This is a genomic window from Actinomadura sp. RB99, assembly GCF_014706005.1.
In the GTDB taxonomy this organism is placed as follows: Bacteria; Actinomycetota; Actinomycetes; order Streptosporangiales; family Streptosporangiaceae; genus Spirillospora.
The window spans coordinates 1-18,551 of the sequence record NZ_JABMCA010000069.1 but is presented as its reverse complement, the minus strand read 5'-3'; the positions used below and the strand labels follow the sequence as shown (position 1 = coordinate 18,551).

Below are 18,551 nucleotides of genomic sequence, written 5' to 3'. Positions count from 1 at the left end.
GGTCAGCCCTGGCAGAACTTGGCGGCGGTGTCGTCCGGGCTCGGCATCTCCGCCTGGGTGAACCCGAACGGCTGCAGGATCGGCAGCAGCTGGTTGCTCTTCTCCAGCGCCGCGAGCTGGGTGTTCCAGGCGTTCAGCAGGTCGGAGTCGGCCTTGCGGAACACGAACGCGCCGGCGCCGAGCTGCTCCTTGCCGTCGATGACGGGCGTGAACGCGTCCGTCACCTCGTACTTGCCGTCCTGGTGCTTGGACAGCAGGTCTGCCAGCGAGATGCGGGTCAGCCAGATGCAGTCGATGCGCCCGGACTTCAGGCCCTCGTAGGCGCTGGCCTGGTCCTGGAACGTCTTGATGTCGCTCTTCTTGACGCCGCTCTTCTCGGCGTAGCCCTGCTCGACCGCGCCGGTCAGCACGCCGACCCGGACGCCGGCCTTCGCCGGGTCGTTCTGGTTCTTCAGGTTCTTCGGGTTGCCCTTCGGCACCATGAAGGCGCTCTTGGCGACGTACTCGGGGTTGGCGAACGCGGCGGACGCGCACCGCTCGGGGGTGATGAACATGCCGGCGGCGATCGCGTCGAACCGCTTGGCGTTGAGGCCGCCGATCAGGCCGCCGAAGTCGACCTGGACGCCCTCGACCTTGTCGATGCCGAGCTTCTTGAAGATGGCGCGGGCCAGCTCCGGCGCCTCGCCGGTCAGCTTGCCGTCCTTGTCGGTGTAGCCGTAGGGGGCCTCGTTGGCGAACCCGACGGTGATCTTTCCGGCCTTCTTGGCCTTGTCGAGGGTGCCGCCGCCGGAGACCTCCTTGTCCGGATCCGTCGTGGAGCAGCCCGCCGCGGCCAGGGGGACGGCGGCGGACAGCAGAACGGCGGTGCGGAGGAAGTCGCGTCTCGAGGAAGTCATCGTTGAACTCCTGCAGGGGAGGGGGTGGACCCGCGCCCGCGGGGGGCCGTGGAGAGCCCCCCGCGGGCGCGGGACCTGTCGTCGGGGATATCCAGTTGGGAGCGGGGGTGCGCGGGTCAGTCGCGGACGGGGGTGAAGTCGCGCGCCCCGATGAACGGCGGGCGCGGTGCCGGAGCGGAGAACGGCTCGACGCACGTGTTCTCGACGCTGTTGAAGACGATGAACACGTTGGAGCGCGGGAACGGGGTGATGTTCCCGTTCGAGCCGTGCATGCAGTTGCAGTCGAACATGGTGGCCGAGCCCGCGGGCCCGGTGAACAGCTCGATCCCGTGCTTGTCGGCCAGGATCGACAGGCTGTTCGGGTCGGGGGTGCCGATCTCCTGCCCGCGCAGCGACTCCTTGTAGTGGTCGGACGGGGTCTCCCCGACACAGGCCACGAAGGTCTTGTGCGAACCGGGCATGATCATTAGCCCGCCATTGTGCACGAAATTCTCCGTGAGCGCGATGGAAATGCTCACCGCGCGCATCCTCGGCATGCCGTCCTCGGCGTGCCAGGTCTCGAAGTCGGAGTGCCAGTAGAAGTCCTTGCCGGTGAACCCCGGCTTGTAGTTCACCCGGCTCTGGTGCACGTACACGTCGGAGCCGAGGATCTGCCGGGCCCGGCCGACCACGCGCGGGTCGCGGACGAGCTGCGCGAACACCTCGCTGATCTTGTGGACCTCGAAGATGGAGCGGACCTCGTCGGAGCCGCGCTCGGTGACCGTGCGCTCGTCGGCCAGGATGGCGGGGTCGGAGGCGAGCCGGCGCAGCTCGGCGCGGTAGTCCTCGACCTCCTCCGGCGCGAGCAGCTGCTCGACGGACAGGAAGCCGTCGCGGTCGAAGGAGTCGAGGGTGGCGGCGTCGACGGGGCCGTCGCCGGGCCCGCCGTAGACGACCGGGTCCTGCCGGTACAGCAGCGCCGCCTCGGCGGCCTTACGGGTGGGGTAGGCGTCGTCGATCGACGGGTGCGACTCGATGATGCTCATGCGTCCTCCTCGGTGAGCAGCGGATAGACCCCGTTCTCGTCGTGGACCTCCCGACCGGTGCAGGGGGGATTGAAGACGCACACGGTCCGGACGTCCGTGTGGGCGCGAAGGGTGTGGTGCTCGTGCCCGTCGAGCAGGTACATCACGCCCGGCTTGATCTCGTGCTTCTCGCCCGTCTCGTCGTTGGTGAGCTCGCCCTCACCCTCGACGCAGTAGACGGCCTCGATGTGGTTCGCGTACCACATCCTGGTCTCGGTGCCCGCGTACAGGATCGTCTCGTGCAGCGAGAACCCCACGCCCTCCTTGGCCAGCACGAAGCGGCGGCTGCACCAGGTCGGCGCCTGCACGTCGCGCTCGGTGCCGATGATCTCGTCAAGGGAGCGAACGATCATGGATTCCTCTTTTCCGGTGTGTTACGGGGCGGCGGTGCGGCCCGGCGGCCGGGTCAGACCGACACCTTGGTGCGGACGGCGTTGACCGACTCGGCGATGATCTCCAGGCCGTGGGCCAGCTCGGTCTCGGTCGTGGTGAGCGGCGGCAGCAGCTTGACGACCTCGCCCTCGGGGCCGGAGGTCTCCATGAGCAGCCCGCGGGAGAACGCCTCGGCGCACACCTGCGGCGCGGTCTCCGGGTCCTTCATCACCAGGCCCCACGCGAGGCCGCGGCCGCGGACGGTGTCGATCGCGCCGGCGTGCGCGAGCGCGATCTCCTCCAGCGCCGTCTGGACCTGCTGGCCCTTGGCGAGCGTCTGCTTCTCCATGCCCTCGCCGGTCCAGTAGTCCTCCAGCGCGGCGATGGCGGTGACGAACGCCGGGTTGAAGCCGCGGAAGGTGCCGTTGTGCTCGCCGGGCTCCCACACGTCCAGCTCGCGCTTCATGAGGGTGACCGCGAACGGCAGCCCGTAGCCGCTGAGCGACTTGGACAGGCAGACGATGTCCGGGGTGATCCCGGCCTCCTCGAAGCTGAAGAACGGGCCGGTGCGGCCGCAGCCCATCTGCACGTCGTCGACGATCAGCAGGATGTCCTGGCGGTGGCACAGGTCCTGCAGGCCGCGCAGCCACTCGGCGGTGGCGACGTTGATGCCGCCCTCGCCCTGCACCGTCTCGACGATCACGGCGGCGGGCTTGTCCAGGCCGCTGCCGCTGTCGTCGAGCATCGTCTCGAACAGCAGGAAGTCGGGCGTGCGGCCGTCGAGGTAGTTGTCGTACGGCATCGCGACGCCGTGCCCGAGCGGCACGCCGGCGCCGGTGCGCTTCATCGAGTTGCCGGTGACCGCGAGCGCGCCGAGCGTCATGCCGTGGAAGGCGTTGGTGAAGCTGACGACGGTCTCGCGTCCGGTGAACTTGCGGGCCAGTTTCAGCGCCGCCTCGACCGAGTTGTTGCCCGCCGGGCCGGGGAACTGGACCTTGTAGTCGAGGCCCCGCGGCTCGAGGACGTACTCGTTGAATCGTTCCAGGAAGTCGCGCTTCGCCGTGGTGTACATGTCGAGGCTGTGCACAATGGCGTCGCTCGCGAGATAGTCCATCAGGCGGCGTTTCAGCTGAGGGTTGTTGTGTCCGTAGTTGAGGGTTCCCGCGCCGGCGAAGAAATCGAGGTAGCTGCGACCGTTCTCGTCGGTGATGTGGGAGCCCTGTGCGGTGCTGAACACCGTGGGCCAGCCCCGGCAGTAGCCGCGGACTTCCGATTCCATACGGGCGAAGACGTCCATGATCTGCCTCCGGCAGGTCGGGGGTGGGAGCGGTTCGGGCGAGACGCCGGTGCCGGGCGGCACCGGCCGGATGCGGTACGGGTCGGGAACGGACTCGGAGCGGGTCCGGCCGGCGGCGGTTCCGCCGGCCGCGGGTCAGGTCGCGGGGCCGAACGGGCCGATCCGGAAGAGCACCTCGGGCTCGTGTCCGCCGCCGGGGAAGTGCTCGGCGCCGAACAGCGGCTCGCGGGTCAGGTCGCAGCCGCGGGCCCGGGCGAACGAGGCGAACATCGCCTCCGACGCTGTGTTGTCCGGAGTCACGGTGGCCTCCATGAAGCGGTGGCCGCGTGCCGACAGCCGGTCGCCGAGGCGGTCCAGCATGCGGCGTGCCAATCCCTGCCCCCGATGGGCGTCGTCAACCGCCACTTGCCACACGAAGAAGGTGTCGGGGCGGGACGGCCGGACGTAGCCGGTGACGAAACCGCAGACTCCGCCGCCGTCGCGGGCCACCACGGAGGTGTCGGCGAAGTCGCGGCACCAGAGGGCGTAGCTGTAGGGCGAATTGACGTCCAGGACCTTGGAGTCCCGGGCGATCCGCCACAGTGCGGGGCCGTCGGTGAGGCTCGGCTCCTGGAGTTGCACGTCCTCGCTCGTCTCGTCCGTTTCGGGGCGTCGGGTCGGTGATTCCAGGGGTTGCGGTGCCATGTCCAGGCAACTTACCGAATCTCGCCGAGTGATCGTTCCGTAATGTTATCGTCAGGATGTTTAGCCTGGCGGGCAGCGGGTATGGCAGTTCGCTTGCCAAATTCGGAGTAATTTCGGCCGACCGTTCTCGGAGCGGTGGCGCGCCATTCCCTGCGATACGCAGGAGGTACTGGCGACTTCGCGGACGGGCGCGCGGAGCGCCTTCCTGAACGCAACCTTAATGTTCCGCGCCCGCCTGCCGCGCGTTTTTGTGTATCGGTTGTGTGAGGTAAGTCACTCAGATTCAATGACAACGGGAGGGGTGCGGTCGGCGTCACTGCGCATCGCGGGAGGTCGAGCCGCCGCGCGGGGCCGTGGGGCGGATGTGGGCCAAGACGTTGAGGCGGGCCCTGTGAGCCCCGGGTCCGTCACCTTCAAGCGGGTGACCGCCTTGCCGCCGGGTAAGGCAGGGTTGGCGGACCGGTAAGGATTAGAGCGGTCCGGAGGCATTTCGGACACGGCCGGGACCCGGCGCGAGCGCGGGATCCCGACCGTGTTCCGGTCGTGCCGTGGACGCGATCGACGTGCGTCCGAAACGGCGGCTCAGCCGGCCTGCGCGAAACGGTCGGTCGCTTCGACGAGCCGGTGCAGGATCCCCGGCTCGCTGTAGGCGTGCCCCGCGTCGTCCACGATGTGGAACTCCGCCTCCGGCCACGCGCGGTGCAGGTCCCACGCCGTCGCCGCGGGCGTGCACACGTCGTAGCGGCCCTGCACGATCACGGCAGGGATGTGCCGGATCCGGTCCACACCCCTGATCAGCTGCTCGTCCTCGAAGAACCCCTCGTTCATGAAGTAGTGGTTCTCGATCCGCGCGAACGCGACCGCGTAGTCCGGCTCCCCGAACCCCTCCGCCATCTCCGGGTCCGGGCGCAGCGTCAGCGTCGAGCCCTCCCACGTCGCCCACGCCTTCGCCGCCGCGACCCGCACGTCCCGGTCGGGGGAGTTGAGCCGCTCGTGGAAGGCGGAGATGAGGTCCTCCCGCTCGTCCTCCGGGATCGGCTCGACGTACTTCTCCCACAGGTCGGGGAAGATGAGCGACGCGCCCTCCTGGTAGAACCAGTACAGCTCGAACGGCCGCAGCGTGAAGATGCCGCGCAGCACCAGCTCGGTCACCCGCTCCGGATGCGTCTGCGCGTACGCCAGCGCCAGCGCGCTGCCCCAGCTCCCGCCGAACACCAGCCACCGCTCGATGCCGAGGTGCTCGCGCAGCCGCTCCATGTCGGCGACGAGATGCCAGGTCGTGTTCGCCTCCAGGGAGACGTCCGGGTCCTTGGCGTGCGGCAGGCTCCGGCCGCAGTTGCGCTGGTCGAACAGCACGATCCGGTACCGCTCCGGGTCGAACTGCCGGCGGTGCGCGGGACTGCACCCGCCGCCCGGCCCGCCGTGCAGCATCACCGCCGGCTTCCCGTCCGGGTTCCCGCAGACCTCCCAGTGGATCCGGTTGCCGTCGCCGACGTCGAGCAGCCCGGAGTCGTAGGGCTCGATCGGCGGATACAGGGTGCGAAGCTCCATGCCGCGGATCATCCCACCCGGCGGCCGGGTCCGCGCTTTCCCGCGCGGCGCGGTGTGACCCGTGGCACCGTTGTGGGGGCGGCAGGGGGCCCGCACCGGGTGTGACCAGGCGTGCGGCCCCCGTCCGCACCGAGAGCCGAGCACGAAACTAAACCCCAAACTGGGCAAACGTTCCGCTGGTCGGCACTAGAGTGCCTTCAGTGAGCGGAGCGACGAGCCCAAGGGCGAGGAGTGACGCGAGCGCCATGTCCATGACAGCCCCCGCGGAACACGGCCCCCGGACGGAGCCGTCGGCGAGGAGACGTGAGCGAAGTGACGAGCCGCGAGGCGAGGAACGCAGCGACCCGAGGGGGCGTCCCGGCGCCCCGCTCGAACGTCTCCGGACCACGAGGCGAGGAGACCAGTGAGTGAGCTGAACGGATCGGGTGGTTCGCGCGGAGTCCCGGACGCGGGTTCTCCCTGGCCCGCGATGGGGCGTGACCCGGGCCGCGGGTCCGACGTGCCCGTGCCTGCCGCCCAGCAGCCGATCCAGATGGCCAAGCCCCAGCAGCCCGGCCAGGGCGCGGACGCCGGACGCCCCGAGGGCGAGCAGCCCGAGGCCCAGCCCTGGGACATCGTCGAGCGGCTGCGCCAGATGGCCGACCTCATCGGCGACGCGCTCGCCGCCGGCGAGCGCAAGGTCAGCGAGGCGCAGAGCGAGACCGCCTCGCAGGTGGCGGCGATCCAGGCGGAGAAGGAGTCGGCGCAGCGCGACGCCGCGGCCGCCTGGGGCGAGGTGCAGCGCGCGCGGGGCCAGGCCGAGCAGGCCGACCGCCGCGCCGTCGACGCCGAGCGCCGCGTCACCGAGGCGCAGAACGAGGCCGCCTCGCAGGTGGCGGCGATCCAGGCGGAGAAGGAGTCGGCGCAGCGCGACGCGGCCGCCGCCTGGGGCGAGGTGCAGCGCGCGCGGGGCCAGGCCGAGCAGGCCGACCGCCGCGCCGTCGAGGCCGAGCGCAAGGTGGCCGAGGCCGAGCGGCGCGCCGGCGAGGTGCAGAACGAGGCCGTCACCCAGATCGCCGCCCTGCAACAGGAGAAGGAGGCCGCGCAGCGCGACGCCGCGGCCGCCTGGAACCAGGCGCAGCAGGGCCGCGCCCAGGCCGACCAGGCGCGCGGGCAGGCCGAGCAGGCCCGGGTGCAGGCCGACCAGGCGCGCGCGCAGGCCGAGCAGGCCCGTGCCCAGATGGAGCAGGCGCAGGCCCAGGCCGAGCAGGCCGAGCGCCGCGTCGCCGAGGCCGAGGCCACCGTCCGGCAGGCGATCCAGCAGCGCGACGCGATGAGCGAGGCCCGCGACGACGCGCTGCGCGCCGTCGAGGACGCCGTCGGCGGCCGCCGCTCCGCCGAGGCCGAGCGCGACCGGGTCGCCGAGCAGGCCTCAGAGCTGTCGCGCGCCCTGGAGGCCGCGCACAGCGAGCTGTCGGCGCTGCGCTCCAAGGTGACCGACGCGGAGATGACCGCGCAGAACCTGCAGCACGCCGTCGTCGCCGCCGGCAAGGAGGCCGACGAGACGCGCCGCCGCGCGCAGGAGTCCGAGCGCCGCGCCCAGGAGAACGAGCGCCGCGCGCAGGAGGCGGAGCGGCGCGCGCAGGACGCCGAGCGCCGCGCGCAGGAGGCGATCACCCGCGCCGAGGCCGCCGAGGCCGAGCGCCAGCAGGCCCTGGACACCGCCGCGCAGTCGCTGGAGGCCGCCAAGAAGGCCGAACGCGAGCGCGACGCCAGCGCCAAGGCCCGCGAGGCCGCCGACCGCACCCGGGAGGCCGCGGTGCAGTCGCAGGCGCGCGCCGAGTCGGAGCTGACCCTCGCCCGGGGCCGCGCCGACCAGGCCGGCCGGGAACGCGACAAGGCGGTCGCCGGGATGCGGCAGATGGCCGCCGAGCGCGACGCGGTCGCCGAGAAGCTCGCCGAGCGCGACCAGTGGGTCGACCAGCTCGCCCAGGCCGTCACCGAGCAGCGCGCGCAGATCGCCGAGCTGTCCCAGGAGCGCGACGCCGCCCGGCAGGCCGCCGACCAGGCCCGATCCCTGATCGACGAGCTGACCCGCCAGCTGCGCACGATCATGCCCACCGCGGCGACCCCGCGGCTGTGAGAATCCCCCCGGCCCGCGGGCCGGGGGGCGCGGGCCGCCCGCCCCACACCCTCTGACCAGGGGGAGCGGGGCACGCCCGGGATGGCGCACCCGTGCCCGGCTGTTATCCTGGTGGCCCGTGGACAGTGCGGTACCGAGCACGTCGGATCGCCGCCTCGCAACGACCACGGGAGCGCCTTCTTGCCTTCGGCAGCCACTGGTAGATCACGTCCTACCAAGCACCTCTTCGTCACCGGCGGTGTCGCCTCCAGCCTCGGCAAGGGACTGACGGCCTCCAGCCTGGGGCGGCTTCTCACCCTTCGCGGGCTGCGGGTCACCATGCAGAAGCTGGACCCCTACCTCAACGTCGACCCCGGCACCATGAACCCGTTCCAGCACGGCGAGGTGTTCGTCACCGACGACGGCGCCGAGACCGACCTGGACATCGGCCACTACGAGCGGTTCCTGGACACCGAGCTGCACGGGTCCGCGAACGTCACCACCGGCCAGGTCTACTCCAACGTGATCGCCAAGGAGCGGCGCGGGGAGTACCTCGGCGACACCGTGCAGGTGATCCCGCACATCACCAACGAGATCAAGGACCGCATCCGCGGGATGGCGGACGACACCGAGGTCGACATCGTCATCACCGAGGTCGGCGGGACCGTCGGCGACATCGAGTCGCTGCCGTTCCTGGAGTCGGTGCGGCAGATCCGGCACGAGATCGGCCGCGACAACTGCTTCTTCCTGCACGTGTCGCTGCTGCCCTACATCGGCCCGTCCGGCGAGCTGAAGACCAAGCCGACGCAGCACTCGGTCGCCGCGCTGCGCTCCATCGGCATCCAGCCCGACGCGATCGTGTGCCGGTCGGACCGGCCGATCACCGACGGGCTCAAGCACAAGATCAGCCTGATGTGCGACGTGGACCGCGAGGCCGTGGTGTCCGCGGTCGACGCCGCGTCCATCTACGACATCCCGAAGGTGCTGCACGCCGAGGGCCTCGACGCCTACGTGGTGCGCCGGCTCGGGCTGCCGTTCCGGGACGTCGACTGGGGCGCCTGGGACCGGCTGCTGCGGCGCGTCCACAAGCCCGCCCGCGAGGTCACGATCGCGCTGGTCGGCAAGTACATCGACCTGCCCGACGCCTACCTGTCGGTGACGGAGGCGCTGCGGCACGGCGGGTTCGGCAACGACGCCAAGGTGCACATCCGCTGGGTGAAGAGCGACGACTGCGCGACCCCCGAGGGCGCCAAGCGGGAGCTGGACGGCGTCGACGGCGTGCTGATCCCCGGCGGGTTCGGCGTCCGAGGCATCGAGGGCAAGCTCGGCGCGATCCGGCACGCCCGCGAGAACCGCGTCCCGCTGCTCGGCATCTGCCTCGGCCTGCAGTGCATGGTGATCGAGGCGGCGCGGACGCTCGCCGGGCTCGCCGACGCCGGCAGCGCCGAGTTCGACGCCACCACCGCGCACCCGGTGGTCGCGACCATGGCCGACCAGGTCGACGTGGTCGCCGGCGAGCGCGACATGGGCGGCACGATGCGGCTCGGCCTCTACCCGGCCGACCTCGCCGACGGGTCGGTGGTGCGGGAGCTGTACGGGGAGGCGAAGGTCTCCGAGCGGCACCGGCACCGCTACGAGGTCAACAACGCCTACCGCGACCGGCTGGAGGAGGCGGGGCTGCGGTTCTCCGGGCTGTCGCCCGACGGCCGGCTCGTCGAGTACGTCGAGCTGCCCCGCGAGGCCCATCCGTTCTTCGTCGGCACCCAGGCGCACCCGGAGTTCCGGTCCCGGCCGACCCGCCCGCACCCGCTGTTCACCGGCCTGGTCTCCGCGGCGATCGACTACGCCGACGCGCGCGCCGCGGACGCGTCGTGACCGCCGGCCCGGGGACCGGCCCCGAGCTCGGCCCGGACGACGTCCGCGACCGGCCGGAGCGCTGGAAGGTCGTCGAGGAGTCCACCGCGTTCGCGGGGCGGGTGTTCAACGTCCGCCGCGACCGCGTCGAGATGCCGAGCGGCCCCGGCGGCGGCACCGAGATCGTCGGCCGCGACGTCATCGAGCACCTCGGCTCCGTCGGCGTCCTCGCCCTCGACGACCGCGACCGGGTGCTGCTGCTGCGCCAGTACCGGCACCCCGTCGAGCGGCTGCTCTGGGAGGCGCCCGCCGGGCTCCGCGACGTCGCGGGGGAGCCGCTGCGCAAGCTCGCGGAGCGGGAGCTGCTGGAGGAGGCCGGGTACCGGGCCGCGCGCTGGGACACCCTCGTCGACGTGTTCCCCTCGTCGGGCATGTCGGACGAGCGGAGCCGGATCTTCCTCGCCCGCGACCTCACGCAGGTGCCCGCCGAGCAGATCGACTTCGAGCGGGTGCACGAGGAGGCCGACATGCCGGTGGTGTGGGTGCCGCTGGACGAGGCCGTCCGCAAGGTCCTCGCGGGCGACGTGCACAACATGATCGCGTGCGTCGGGATCCTCGCCGCGCACGCCTCGCGCGCCTCCGGCTACCGCGACCTGCGCCCCGCCGACGCCCCGGAGGACTGACACCGGCCCCGGCGACCGCGACGCGGAACGCCCCGCCTCCCGATGCGGGACGGCGGGGCGTTCCGCGTCCTTCGCGTTCGGTGGGGGCGGCGCGGCCGGGTCGGGACGGCGCCGGTGCGAAACGCGACACGGCCGCGCCGCAGACCCCTGCGCGGCGCGGCGGGAGGGGGCATGATGGGCACGTCGCGACCCGCCTCGAGCGACCCGACCGAGCCGACCCCGACCGAGCCGACCGACCGTCAGAAGAGGTGCCGCACTGTCCCCGAGCACGACCCGCCGGTCCGCCGAGCGGCCCCCCGCACCGGACGCCGGCCCCGAACCGGGCACCGGCTCCGCGCTCGAGTCGGCGGTGCGCACCTACCTGGGGCACCTGGCCGTCGAGCGCGGCCTCGCCGCCAACACCCTGTCGTCCTACCGCCGCGACCTGCGCCGCTACGTCCGGGTGCAGGAGGGCCGTGGCCGCGCCTCCGTCGCCGACATCACCGAGGACGACGTCCGCGCGTTCCTGATGGGCCTGCGGGAGGGCGACGAGGAGCATCCGCCGCTGTCGGCCGGGTCGGCGGCGCGCGCGCTCGTCGCCGTCAGGGGGCTGCACCGGTTCGCGCTGCGCGAGGGCCTCGCGTCCGACGACCCCGCGCACGACGTCAAACCGCCGACGCCGCCGCGGCGGCTCCCCAAGGCCATCACGCTGGAGGAGGTCGAGCGGCTGCTCGCCGCGGCCGCCGGACCGTCCGACGGCGACGCCGGCACCGCCCGCGGCCTGCGCGACCGCGCGCTGCTGGAGCTGCTGTACGGGTCCGGCGCCCGGATCTCCGAGGCGGTCGGCCTGGACGTCGACGACCTCGACCTCGCCGACGGGTTCGCCCGCGTCGCCGGCAAGGGGGGCAAGGCCCGGATCGTCCCGATCGGCGACTACGCGGTGCGGGCCGTCGACGCCTACCTCGTCCGCGCGCGCCCCGAGCTCGCCGGCGCCGGACGCGGCGGCCCCGCGCTGTTCCTGAACGCCCGCGGCGGGCGGCTGTCGCGGCAGGGCGCGTGGATGGTGCTGCGCGCCGCCGCCGACCGGGCGCGGCTGTCGCAGGTGTCGCCGCACACGCTGCGGCACTCGTTCGCCACCCACCTGCTGGACGGCGGCGCCGACGTGCGCGTCGTCCAGGAATTGCTCGGACACGCCTCCGTGACGACCACGCAGGTCTACACTCTGGTGACGGTCCAGCTGCTGCGCGAGGTGTACGCCACATCGCATCCGCGTGCCCGGAGCTGAGCGTCCAGCCGCGCGCACCGCGCAGGCCGGGACGCACGGCCGTGCCCGCCGCGACAAATGTCGACACTCGGCGCGCGTCGGCTTGAGACGCAGGGGACGGGGCCCTAGAGTCCCCGTTCTGGACGGCATTCCCGGCCGCCGGGGAGGGATCTGGTGACCAGCACGAACGGCGGGCATGGAGTCCTCTCCTCCGCCACCATAGAGACCGATCCGAGTCGGGCCCTCGGCCCGACTCAGCGACCCGTGCCCGTCTTTCCGGAGCCGGAGCCGCTGGCGGAGCACGGACCCGCCCGCATCGTCGCCATCTGCAACCAGAAGGGCGGCGTCGGCAAGACCACCACGACGATCAACCTGGGCGCCGCGCTCGCCGAGTACGGCCGCCGGGTGCTGCTCGTCGACTTCGACCCGCAGGGCGCCCTGTCGGTCGGCCTCGGCAAGGGCGACCCGCGCCAGCTCGACATGACGATCCACAACCTGCTGCTCGAACGCGACACCGAGTGGGAGGACGTCGTCCTGGAGACCGGCGTCGACGGCATGGACCTGCTGCCGAGCAACATCGACCTGTCCGGCGCCGAGGTCCAGCTCGTCCACGAGGTGGGCCGCGAGTACATCCTGCAGGGCGCGCTGAAGTCCGCGGTCCCGCACTACGACTACATCCTGATCGACTGCCAGCCGTCGCTCGGCCTGCTGACCGTGAACGCGCTGGCCGCCAGCGAGGGCGTGCTGATCCCGCTGGAGTGCGAGTACTTCGCGATGCGCGGCGTCGCGCTGCTGATGGAGACCATCGACAAGGTGCAGGGCCGGATCAACCCGGGCCTGGTGATCGACGGCGTGCTCGGCACCATGTACGACTCGCGGACCCTGCACACCCGCGAGGTCCTCGGCCGCATCGTCGAGGCCTTCGGCGACAAGGTCTTCCACACGGTCATCAACCGCACGGTACGGTTTCCTGACGCGACCGTCGCCGGGGAGCCGATCACGTACTTCGACCCGAACTCGATGGGCGCGAACGCATACCGGGGTCTGGCGCGGGAGGTGCTCGGAAGGTGGGCTCACGTCGGGTAAGGCTGCCCGGTGTCGATGAGATCTTCCGGCCCACCGCGCCGCCGCCCGGCCCCGCTCCCGGCCCGCCAGGCGGCCCGCCCGCACCCGGGCGCGCCCGGCCGGAGCACGCCGTCCCCGAGTACGCCGTCCCGGACCACACCGCTCCGGAACGCGCCGGGGCGGAGCGCGCGGTGCCGGGCACCGGCCCGTCCCGGCTCGCGGTGCCGGACGCCGGGCGCCGCCCCACCGGACGCCAGCGCCACGACTCCAAGATCACCGTGTACATCTCGTCCGACGAGCTGCTCGCGCTGGAGCAGCTGCGGCTGCGGCTGCGCGCCGACCACGCCCTGCCCGTCGACCGGGGCCGGCTGGTCCGCGAGGCCGTCGCGGCGATGATCGGCGACTTCGACGCGCACGGCGAGCACAGCACGCTCGTCCGGCGCCTGCGCGACATGTCCTGACCGCCATCCCCGCAACGGTAGGGATCAGCATGGCCCAGCCCCCCGGCGAGCCGCCCGAGCCGTTCCGGCCCCCGCCGCCCATCTACGCCCCGCCGCCCTCGGGCGAGGGCCCGCCGCCCCCGCCGTACGCGCCGACGCCGCCGGCCGGCATGCCCCCACCGGCCGGGATGCCCCCCGCCGGACCGCCTCCGCCCGGAGCGGCGCCGACCGCCTACCCGCTGCCCGGCGCCGGCGCGCAGTACCCGCCGCCCGCCCGGCCCTCGCGCCGGACGCCGCTGATCATCGGGGGCGTCGCCGCGCTCGTCCTCGTCCTCGTGGTCGCCGGTGTGGCCGTCTTCCTGGCGACCAGCGGCGGCGACGGCTACGCCGGCGGCCCGACCGACCTCCGGCAGCCGATGATGCTCCAGCAGGTCGCGGCGGTCACCCAGGCGCCCTGCGCGGCCGGGACGCTGCCGGAGGCGTCCGGGACGTCCTGCTACCGGCTCGCGGGCGGCGGCATGACCGTCCGCCGCGTCGAGCGCATGAAGGTCGAGCCGCCGTCCGGCGGGTCCACGTCCTGGACCATCCAGATCGGCCTCACCAAGGCGGACGCGCGGGCCTTCGCCGGCCTCACCGGGACGGCGGCGCAGCAGCAGCCCGGGACGCCCGGGCAGCAGATCGCGATGGTCGTCGGCGGGCGGGTGCTGTCGGCGCCGGCGGTCACCGACGGCCCCATCACGGGCGGCTCGGTGCAGATCACCGGCTCCTTCACCCGCGTCCAGGCCGAGGACCTCGTCGCCCGGATCGCCGGGCGCCGCCCCTCCTGACGGGCGCCCCGCCCGCGCCCCGCCGCCGGGCGCCCGCACCCCGCCGGGCATGGGACGATGTGGCCGGTGAGCATGTTGCCGGGGAGCACGGGACGAGCGGCGTCCTCCGCTACCGTGAGCGACGTGGACGAGACGGCGCCGGAGCAGAGCGAGGGCGAAGGCCAGCGCGAGGGCGAGGAGCACGGCGAGGGGCAGGGCTTCCGCGTCCACCTCGACAACTTCGACGGCCCGTTCGACCTGCTCCTCGGGCTGATCTCCAAGCACAAGCTCGACATCACCGAGGTGTCCCTGCACAAGGTCACCGACGACTTCATCGCCCACATCCGCTCCTACGGCAAGGACTGGGACCTCGACCAGGCCAGCCACTTCCTGCTCGTCGCCGCGACCCTGCTGGACCTGAAGGCGGCGCGGCTGCTGCCGTCCGGCGAGGTCGACGACGAGGAGGACCTGGCCCTGCTGGAGGCCCGCGACCTGCTGTTCGCCCGGCTGCTGCAGTACCGCGCGTACAAGGAGGCCGCGCAGGTGCTCGCCGCCCGGATGGCCGACGCGGGCAGGCGGTTCCCGCGCGTGGTGCCGATGGAGCCGAAGTTCGCCAACCTGCTGCCGGAGGTGCTGCTCGGCCTCGGCCCGGAGGAGTTCGCCCGGCTCGCGGCCAAGGCGCTCGCCCCGAAGGCGCCGCCCTCGGTGTCGGTCGAGCACATGTACCAGCCGAAGGCGAGCGTCAAGGAGCAGGCCGCGATCGTCGTGGAGAAGCTGCGGCGGCTCCGCAAGACCACGTTCCGCGTCCTGGCGTCCGATGCCGACGGCACCTACGAGGTCGTCGCGCGGTTCCTGGCGCTGCTGGAGCTGTACCGGGAGCGGGCCGTCACGTTCGAGCAGCTCGAACCGCTCGGTGAGCTGCACGTCACGTGGACCGGCACCGACGAGGGCGACGTGGCGGTCGGCGACGACTACGAGGGCTCCCGCGAGGCCCGGGACGCGGCCGACAAGGACGGGAAGGACGAGGACGACGATGACTGAGGGACCCGGCCCGGACACGCCGGAGGAGCGCCCCCCGCAGGACGCGCCCGACGAGCCCCAGGCCGAGGCGCCGCAGGCGGAGGCCCCGCCCGAGGCTCCGGACGCGGACGCGCCGGATGAGGCTCCGGATGAGGCTCCGGAGGAGGCGTCCGGCGCCGGCGGCGAGGGGCAGCCGGGCCTGCGCGCCTCGATCGAGGCGATCCTGCTGGTGGTGGACGAGCCGGTCGCCGAGATCACCCTGGCGCAGCTGCTGGAGCGGCCGCGCGGCGAGGTCGCCGCGACGCTGCGGGAGCTGGCCGCGGAATACACCGAGCAGGGCCGCGGGTTCGACCTCAGGGAGGTCGCCGGCGGCTGGCGGTTCTACACCCGGGACGTCTGCGCCCCGGTGGTGGAGCGGTTCGTCACCGACGGCCAGCAGGCCCGGCTGACGCAGGCCGCGCTGGAGACCCTCGCGGTCGTCGCCTACCGGCAGCCGGTGAGCCGGGCGCGGGTGTCGGCGGTCCGCGGCGTCAACAGCGACGGCGTGATGCGGACGCTCACGCTGCGCGGCCTGATCGAGAACGCCGGCCAGGAACCGGAGACCGGCGCGCACCTGTACCGCACCACCGGGTACTTCCTGGAGCGGCTGGGGCTGCGCGACCTCGGCGAACTGCCGGAGCTGGCCCCCTTCCTCCCCGACGACCTGCCAGAAGACATAGTTGAGGAAACGTGACTGACAACGAGGGCGTGCGGCTGCAGAAGGTGCTGGCCGAGGCCGGGATCGGCAGCCGCCGCCACTGCGAGGAGCTGATCGGCGAGGGCCGCGTGACCGTCGACGGCAAGCGGGTGTTCCGGTTCGGCGAGCGGGTCGACCCGCAGCGGGCCGTGATCCACGTGGACGGCAAGCGGGTCGAGACGCGCGCCGAGATGCGGTACTACATGGTCAACAAGCCGCGCGGCGTCGTCAGCACGATGTCGGACGAGCGGGGCCGCAAGTCCCTGGAGGACTACGTGGACGTGCCGGAGCGGCTGTTCCACGTCGGCCGGCTCGACACCGACACCGAGGGCCTGATCCTGCTCACCAACGACGGCGAGCTCGCCCACCGGCTCACCCACCCGAGCTACGGGGTGTTCAAGACCTACCTCGCCGAGATCCACGGGCCGATCCCGCGCGATCTCGGCAAGCGGCTGCGCGCCGGGGTGACGCTGGACGACGGCCCGGCCAAGGCCGACAAGTTCCGGGTGTTCGACCAGGTCGGCAAGCGGGTGCTGGTGGAGATCACCCTGCACGAGGGGCGCAAGCACATCGTGCGGCGGCTGCTGAAGGAGGTCGGGTTCCCGGTGCAGCAGCTGGCCCGCATAGAGTTCGGCCCGATCAAGCTGGGCCAGCTGAAGCCGGGCGGGATGCGCGCGCTGACCGTCCAGGAGGTCGGCGAGCTCTACCAGGTGGTCGGGCTGTAGGCCCGGCGCCGCGATTCAGGCGAGACGGAGAGGGACGACGTGGCGGTACGCGCGGTCCGCGGGGCGACGCAGGTGGACGCCGACGACCGGGAGGAGATCCTGGCGGCGACGGCCGAGCTGGTGAGCGAGGTCATGAGCCGCAACGGGCTGACGACCGACGACGTGATCAGCGTGCTGTTCACGGCGACGCCGGACCTGACGGCGGAGTTCCCGGCGCTCGCGGCGCGCAAGCTCGGGTTCCAGGAGGTGCCGCTGATGTGCGCGAGCGAGATCGCCGTGCCGCACGCGCTGCCGCGGGTGATCCGGCTGATGGCGCACGTCGCGACGGACCGTCCGCGCGCGGAGGTCCAGCACGTGTACCTGCGCGGCGCCAAGGCGCTCCGCCTGGACATCGCGCAATAGCGCCCGAGCGCAGCGAGGCATGTGCGGGGCGCGGTGGCGCCCGGCGGGCGGGGGCGGTCGCAATGATCAGCGGAACGATGATCAGGCGGGATGGGGCGCAGTAGGGTGACGGGCGTGGACGAGGACGTGGTGGGCCGCATCGTCGTTGTCGGGACGGGCCTGATCGGCACGTCGATCGCGCTGGCGATGCGCGAGCGCGGCGCCGAGGTGCTGCTGACCGACCGGGACGCCGCCGCCCTCGCGCTGGCGGTCGAGCTGGGCGCGGGGACGGCGCTGCCGGGCGGGGCGTCCGCGGAGCCTGCGGACCTCGCGGTGCTGGCGGTGCCGCCCGCGGCGGTCGCGGTGACGCTGCTGGACGCGCAGAAGCGCGGTCTGGCCACGGCGTACACGGACGTCGCGAGCGTGAAGGCGCTGCCGCTGGCGCAGGCGGCGGAGCTGGGCTGCGACCTGTCGACGTTCGTGGCGGGGCATCCCCTCGCCGGCAGCGAGCGGTCGGGGCCGGGCGCGGCCCGCCCGGACCTGTTCCTCGGCCGGCCGTGGGCGCTGTGCGCGACGCCGGAGGCGGCTCCGGAGGCGGTGGCGGCGGTGACGGCGCTGGTGAAGGCGTGCGGCGCGATGCCGGTGGAGGTGGACGCCGCCGAGCACGACCGGGCGGTGGCGCTGGTGTCGCACGGCCCGCACGTGGTGTCGGCGGCGGTCGCGGCGCGGCTGACGGGCGCCGACGACGTGGCGCTGGGCCTGTCGGGGCAGGGCGTCCGGGACGTGACGCGGATCGCGGCGAGCGACCCGCGGCTGTGGATCGGGATCCTGTCGGCGAACGCCGAGCCGGTCGCGGACGTGCTGGAGGCGGTCGCGACGGACCTGGCGGTGGCGGCGTCGCTGCTGCGCGACGGCAGCGAGGGCGCGTCGGCGCACGTCGCGGACCTGCTGCTGCGCGGGAACGCGGGCCGGTCCCGGATCCCGGGCAAGCACGGCGGCGGCCAGTCGGCGTACGCGACGGTGCAGGTGGTCATCCCGGACCGGCCGGGTGAGCTGGCGATGATCTTCCAGGCGGCGGGGGTCGCCGGGGTGAACATCGAGGACGTGACGATCGAGCACTCGCCGGGCCGCCCGCTGGGCGTCCTGGAGCTGGCGGTGGTGCCGGAGGCGGCGGAGAGGCTCGCCACCGAGCTGCGCTCCCGCGGCTGGTCGGTGCCCGGCCGCTAGCTGTACTCGGCCGTGAGGTTGGTGACACGCCGGGTTGGTGGTTGATCAAAGCGAAGACCTCCGAGTGCGGTGGAGATAGCCGTCTTCACCCGTCTCGGAGGTCTTCATGAGCCACGCTAATGCACGGTTGACCGTCCACGGCCGTCGTCTGCTGGTCGAGCGTGTCCGTGTGCAGGGACGCCCGGTCGCGCACGTCGCACGGGAGATGGGAGTCTCGCGGCAGTGCGCACATCGCTGGGTGCAGCGCTATGACGCCCACGGCCCGGCCGGGCTCCACGACCGCAGCTCGCGGCCGCACCGCACCCCCGGGCGCACCGCACCACACGACGAGCAACGCGTGCTGGACCACCGACAACACCACCGCCGCGGGCCGGCCTTCATCGCCGCCGCGACCGGAGTGCCCGAA

Annotated in this window: 19 protein-coding genes; 13 read left to right on the top strand and 6 right to left on the bottom strand. The window is 72.9% G+C overall.

What is annotated here, in order from left to right; genetic code table 11:
* Nucleotides 1–2: 2 nt before the first annotated feature.
* The 6 genes from ehuB to pip all read right to left on the bottom strand — a co-directional run bounded on the left by ehuB (nucleotide 3) and on the right by pip (nucleotide 5,864).
* Complete coding sequence (ehuB, locus tag amrb99_RS39395) at nucleotides 3–896, bottom strand: ectoine/hydroxyectoine ABC transporter substrate-binding protein EhuB (protein WP_190866122.1); 894 nt, start codon at nucleotides 894–896, stop codon at nucleotides 3–5.
* Nucleotides 897–1,012: 116 nt separating this feature from the next.
* Nucleotides 1,013–1,921 carry an ectoine hydroxylase gene (gene thpD, locus amrb99_RS39390; RefSeq protein WP_190866120.1) on the bottom strand — a complete coding sequence of 303 codons (909 nt, stop codon included), beginning with the start codon at nucleotides 1,919–1,921 and terminating at the stop codon, nucleotides 1,013–1,015.
* On the bottom strand, nucleotides 1,918–2,313 hold the full coding sequence (locus amrb99_RS39385) for an ectoine synthase (protein ID WP_190866117.1): 396 nt from the start codon (nucleotides 2,311–2,313) through the stop codon (nucleotides 1,918–1,920). The genes thpD and amrb99_RS39385 overlap by 4 nt, the downstream gene beginning before the upstream one ends.
* Before the next feature lie 53 nt (nucleotides 2,314–2,366).
* Complete coding sequence (ectB, locus tag amrb99_RS39380; protein WP_190866115.1) at nucleotides 2,367–3,629, bottom strand: diaminobutyrate--2-oxoglutarate transaminase; 1,263 nt, start codon at nucleotides 3,627–3,629, stop codon at nucleotides 2,367–2,369.
* A gap of 135 nt (nucleotides 3,630–3,764) precedes the next feature.
* Nucleotides 3,765–4,313: a diaminobutyrate acetyltransferase gene (gene ectA, locus amrb99_RS39375; RefSeq protein WP_190866113.1), complete on the bottom strand. Its 549-nt coding sequence runs from the start codon at nucleotides 4,311–4,313 to the stop codon at nucleotides 3,765–3,767.
* Nucleotides 4,314–4,895: 582 nt separating this feature from the next.
* Nucleotides 4,896–5,864, bottom strand: coding sequence for a prolyl aminopeptidase (pip, locus tag amrb99_RS39370; RefSeq protein WP_190866112.1), 969 nt, complete (start codon nucleotides 5,862–5,864; stop codon nucleotides 4,896–4,898).
* A gap of 499 nt (nucleotides 5,865–6,363) precedes the next feature.
* Here pip and amrb99_RS39365 point away from each other — a divergent pair, with 499 nt between their 5' ends.
* The 13 genes from amrb99_RS39365 to amrb99_RS39305 all read left to right on the top strand — a co-directional run.
* A complete protein-coding gene (locus amrb99_RS39365) occupies nucleotides 6,364–7,986 on the top strand; it encodes a hypothetical protein (RefSeq protein ID WP_190866110.1) in 1,623 nt (540 codons plus the stop codon).
* 180 nt (nucleotides 7,987–8,166) lie between these two features.
* Entirely contained in the window at nucleotides 8,167–9,840 is a 1,674-nt protein-coding gene (locus amrb99_RS39360; RefSeq protein ID WP_190866108.1) for a CTP synthase, read from the top strand.
* Nucleotides 9,837–10,502 carry an NUDIX domain-containing protein gene (locus amrb99_RS39355; RefSeq protein WP_190866106.1) on the top strand — a complete coding sequence of 222 codons (666 nt, stop codon included), beginning with the start codon at nucleotides 9,837–9,839 and terminating at the stop codon, nucleotides 10,500–10,502. The genes amrb99_RS39360 and amrb99_RS39355 overlap by 4 nt, the downstream gene beginning before the upstream one ends.
* Nucleotides 10,503–10,851: 349 nt before the next feature.
* Entirely contained in the window at nucleotides 10,852–11,766 is a 915-nt protein-coding gene (gene xerD, locus amrb99_RS39350) for a site-specific tyrosine recombinase XerD (protein ID WP_190866104.1), read from the top strand.
* Nucleotides 11,767–11,964: 198 nt separating this feature from the next.
* Entirely contained in the window at nucleotides 11,965–12,831 is an 867-nt protein-coding gene (locus tag amrb99_RS39345) for a ParA family protein (protein ID WP_347257048.1), read from the top strand.
* Entirely contained in the window at nucleotides 12,813–13,271 is a 459-nt protein-coding gene (locus amrb99_RS39340) for a hypothetical protein (protein ID WP_190866100.1), read from the top strand. Before amrb99_RS39345 ends, amrb99_RS39340 begins: the two co-directional genes overlap by 19 nt.
* A gap of 29 nt (nucleotides 13,272–13,300) precedes the next feature.
* Complete coding sequence (locus amrb99_RS39335) at nucleotides 13,301–14,077, top strand: hypothetical protein (protein WP_190866098.1); 777 nt, start codon at nucleotides 13,301–13,303, stop codon at nucleotides 14,075–14,077.
* Nucleotides 14,078–14,200: 123 nt separating this feature from the next.
* Nucleotides 14,201–15,097 carry a segregation/condensation protein A gene (locus tag amrb99_RS39330; protein WP_347257046.1) on the top strand — a complete coding sequence of 299 codons (897 nt, stop codon included), beginning with the start codon at nucleotides 14,201–14,203 and terminating at the stop codon, nucleotides 15,095–15,097.
* On the top strand, nucleotides 15,090–15,809 hold the full coding sequence (gene scpB / locus amrb99_RS39325) for an SMC-Scp complex subunit ScpB (RefSeq protein WP_190866096.1): 720 nt from the start codon (nucleotides 15,090–15,092) through the stop codon (nucleotides 15,807–15,809). Before amrb99_RS39330 ends, scpB begins: the two co-directional genes overlap by 8 nt.
* Nucleotides 15,806–16,537 (top strand): pseudouridine synthase, encoded by a 732-nt coding sequence (locus amrb99_RS39320; RefSeq protein ID WP_190866094.1) that lies wholly within the window; start codon nucleotides 15,806–15,808, stop codon nucleotides 16,535–16,537. The genes scpB and amrb99_RS39320 overlap by 4 nt, the downstream gene beginning before the upstream one ends.
* A gap of 39 nt (nucleotides 16,538–16,576) precedes the next feature.
* A complete protein-coding gene (aroH, locus tag amrb99_RS39315; RefSeq protein WP_190866092.1) occupies nucleotides 16,577–16,939 on the top strand; it encodes a chorismate mutase in 363 nt (120 codons plus the stop codon).
* 114 nt (nucleotides 16,940–17,053) lie between these two features.
* Entirely contained in the window at nucleotides 17,054–18,145 is a 1,092-nt protein-coding gene (locus amrb99_RS39310) for a prephenate dehydrogenase (RefSeq protein WP_347257045.1), read from the top strand.
* Between the two features lie 106 nt (nucleotides 18,146–18,251).
* Nucleotides 18,252–18,551 (top strand): leucine zipper domain-containing protein (locus amrb99_RS39305; RefSeq protein ID WP_206700282.1); only part of this gene is annotated, 300 nt, incomplete at its 3' end.

Excerpts from the sequence above, each read along its gene's own strand:
- ehuB (WP_190866122.1), bottom strand. The coding sequence starts at position 896 with ATGACTTCCTCGAGACGCGACTTCCTCCGCACCGCCGTTCTGCTGTCC.
- scpB (WP_190866096.1), top strand. The coding sequence starts at position 15,090 with ATGACTGAGGGACCCGGCCCGGACACGCCGGAGGAGCGCCCCCCGCAG.
- amrb99_RS39385 (WP_190866117.1), bottom strand. The coding sequence starts at position 2,313 with ATGATCGTTCGCTCCCTTGACGAGATCATCGGCACCGAGCGCGACGTG.
- ectB (WP_190866115.1), bottom strand. The coding sequence starts at position 3,629 with ATGGACGTCTTCGCCCGTATGGAATCGGAAGTCCGCGGCTACTGCCGG.
- amrb99_RS39335 (WP_190866098.1), top strand. The coding sequence starts at position 13,301 with ATGGCCCAGCCCCCCGGCGAGCCGCCCGAGCCGTTCCGGCCCCCGCCG.
- thpD (WP_190866120.1), bottom strand. The coding sequence starts at position 1,921 with ATGAGCATCATCGAGTCGCACCCGTCGATCGACGACGCCTACCCCACC.
- ectA (WP_190866113.1), bottom strand. The coding sequence starts at position 4,313 with ATGGCACCGCAACCCCTGGAATCACCGACCCGACGCCCCGAAACGGAC.
- pip (WP_190866112.1), bottom strand. The coding sequence starts at position 5,864 with ATGGAGCTTCGCACCCTGTATCCGCCGATCGAGCCCTACGACTCCGGG.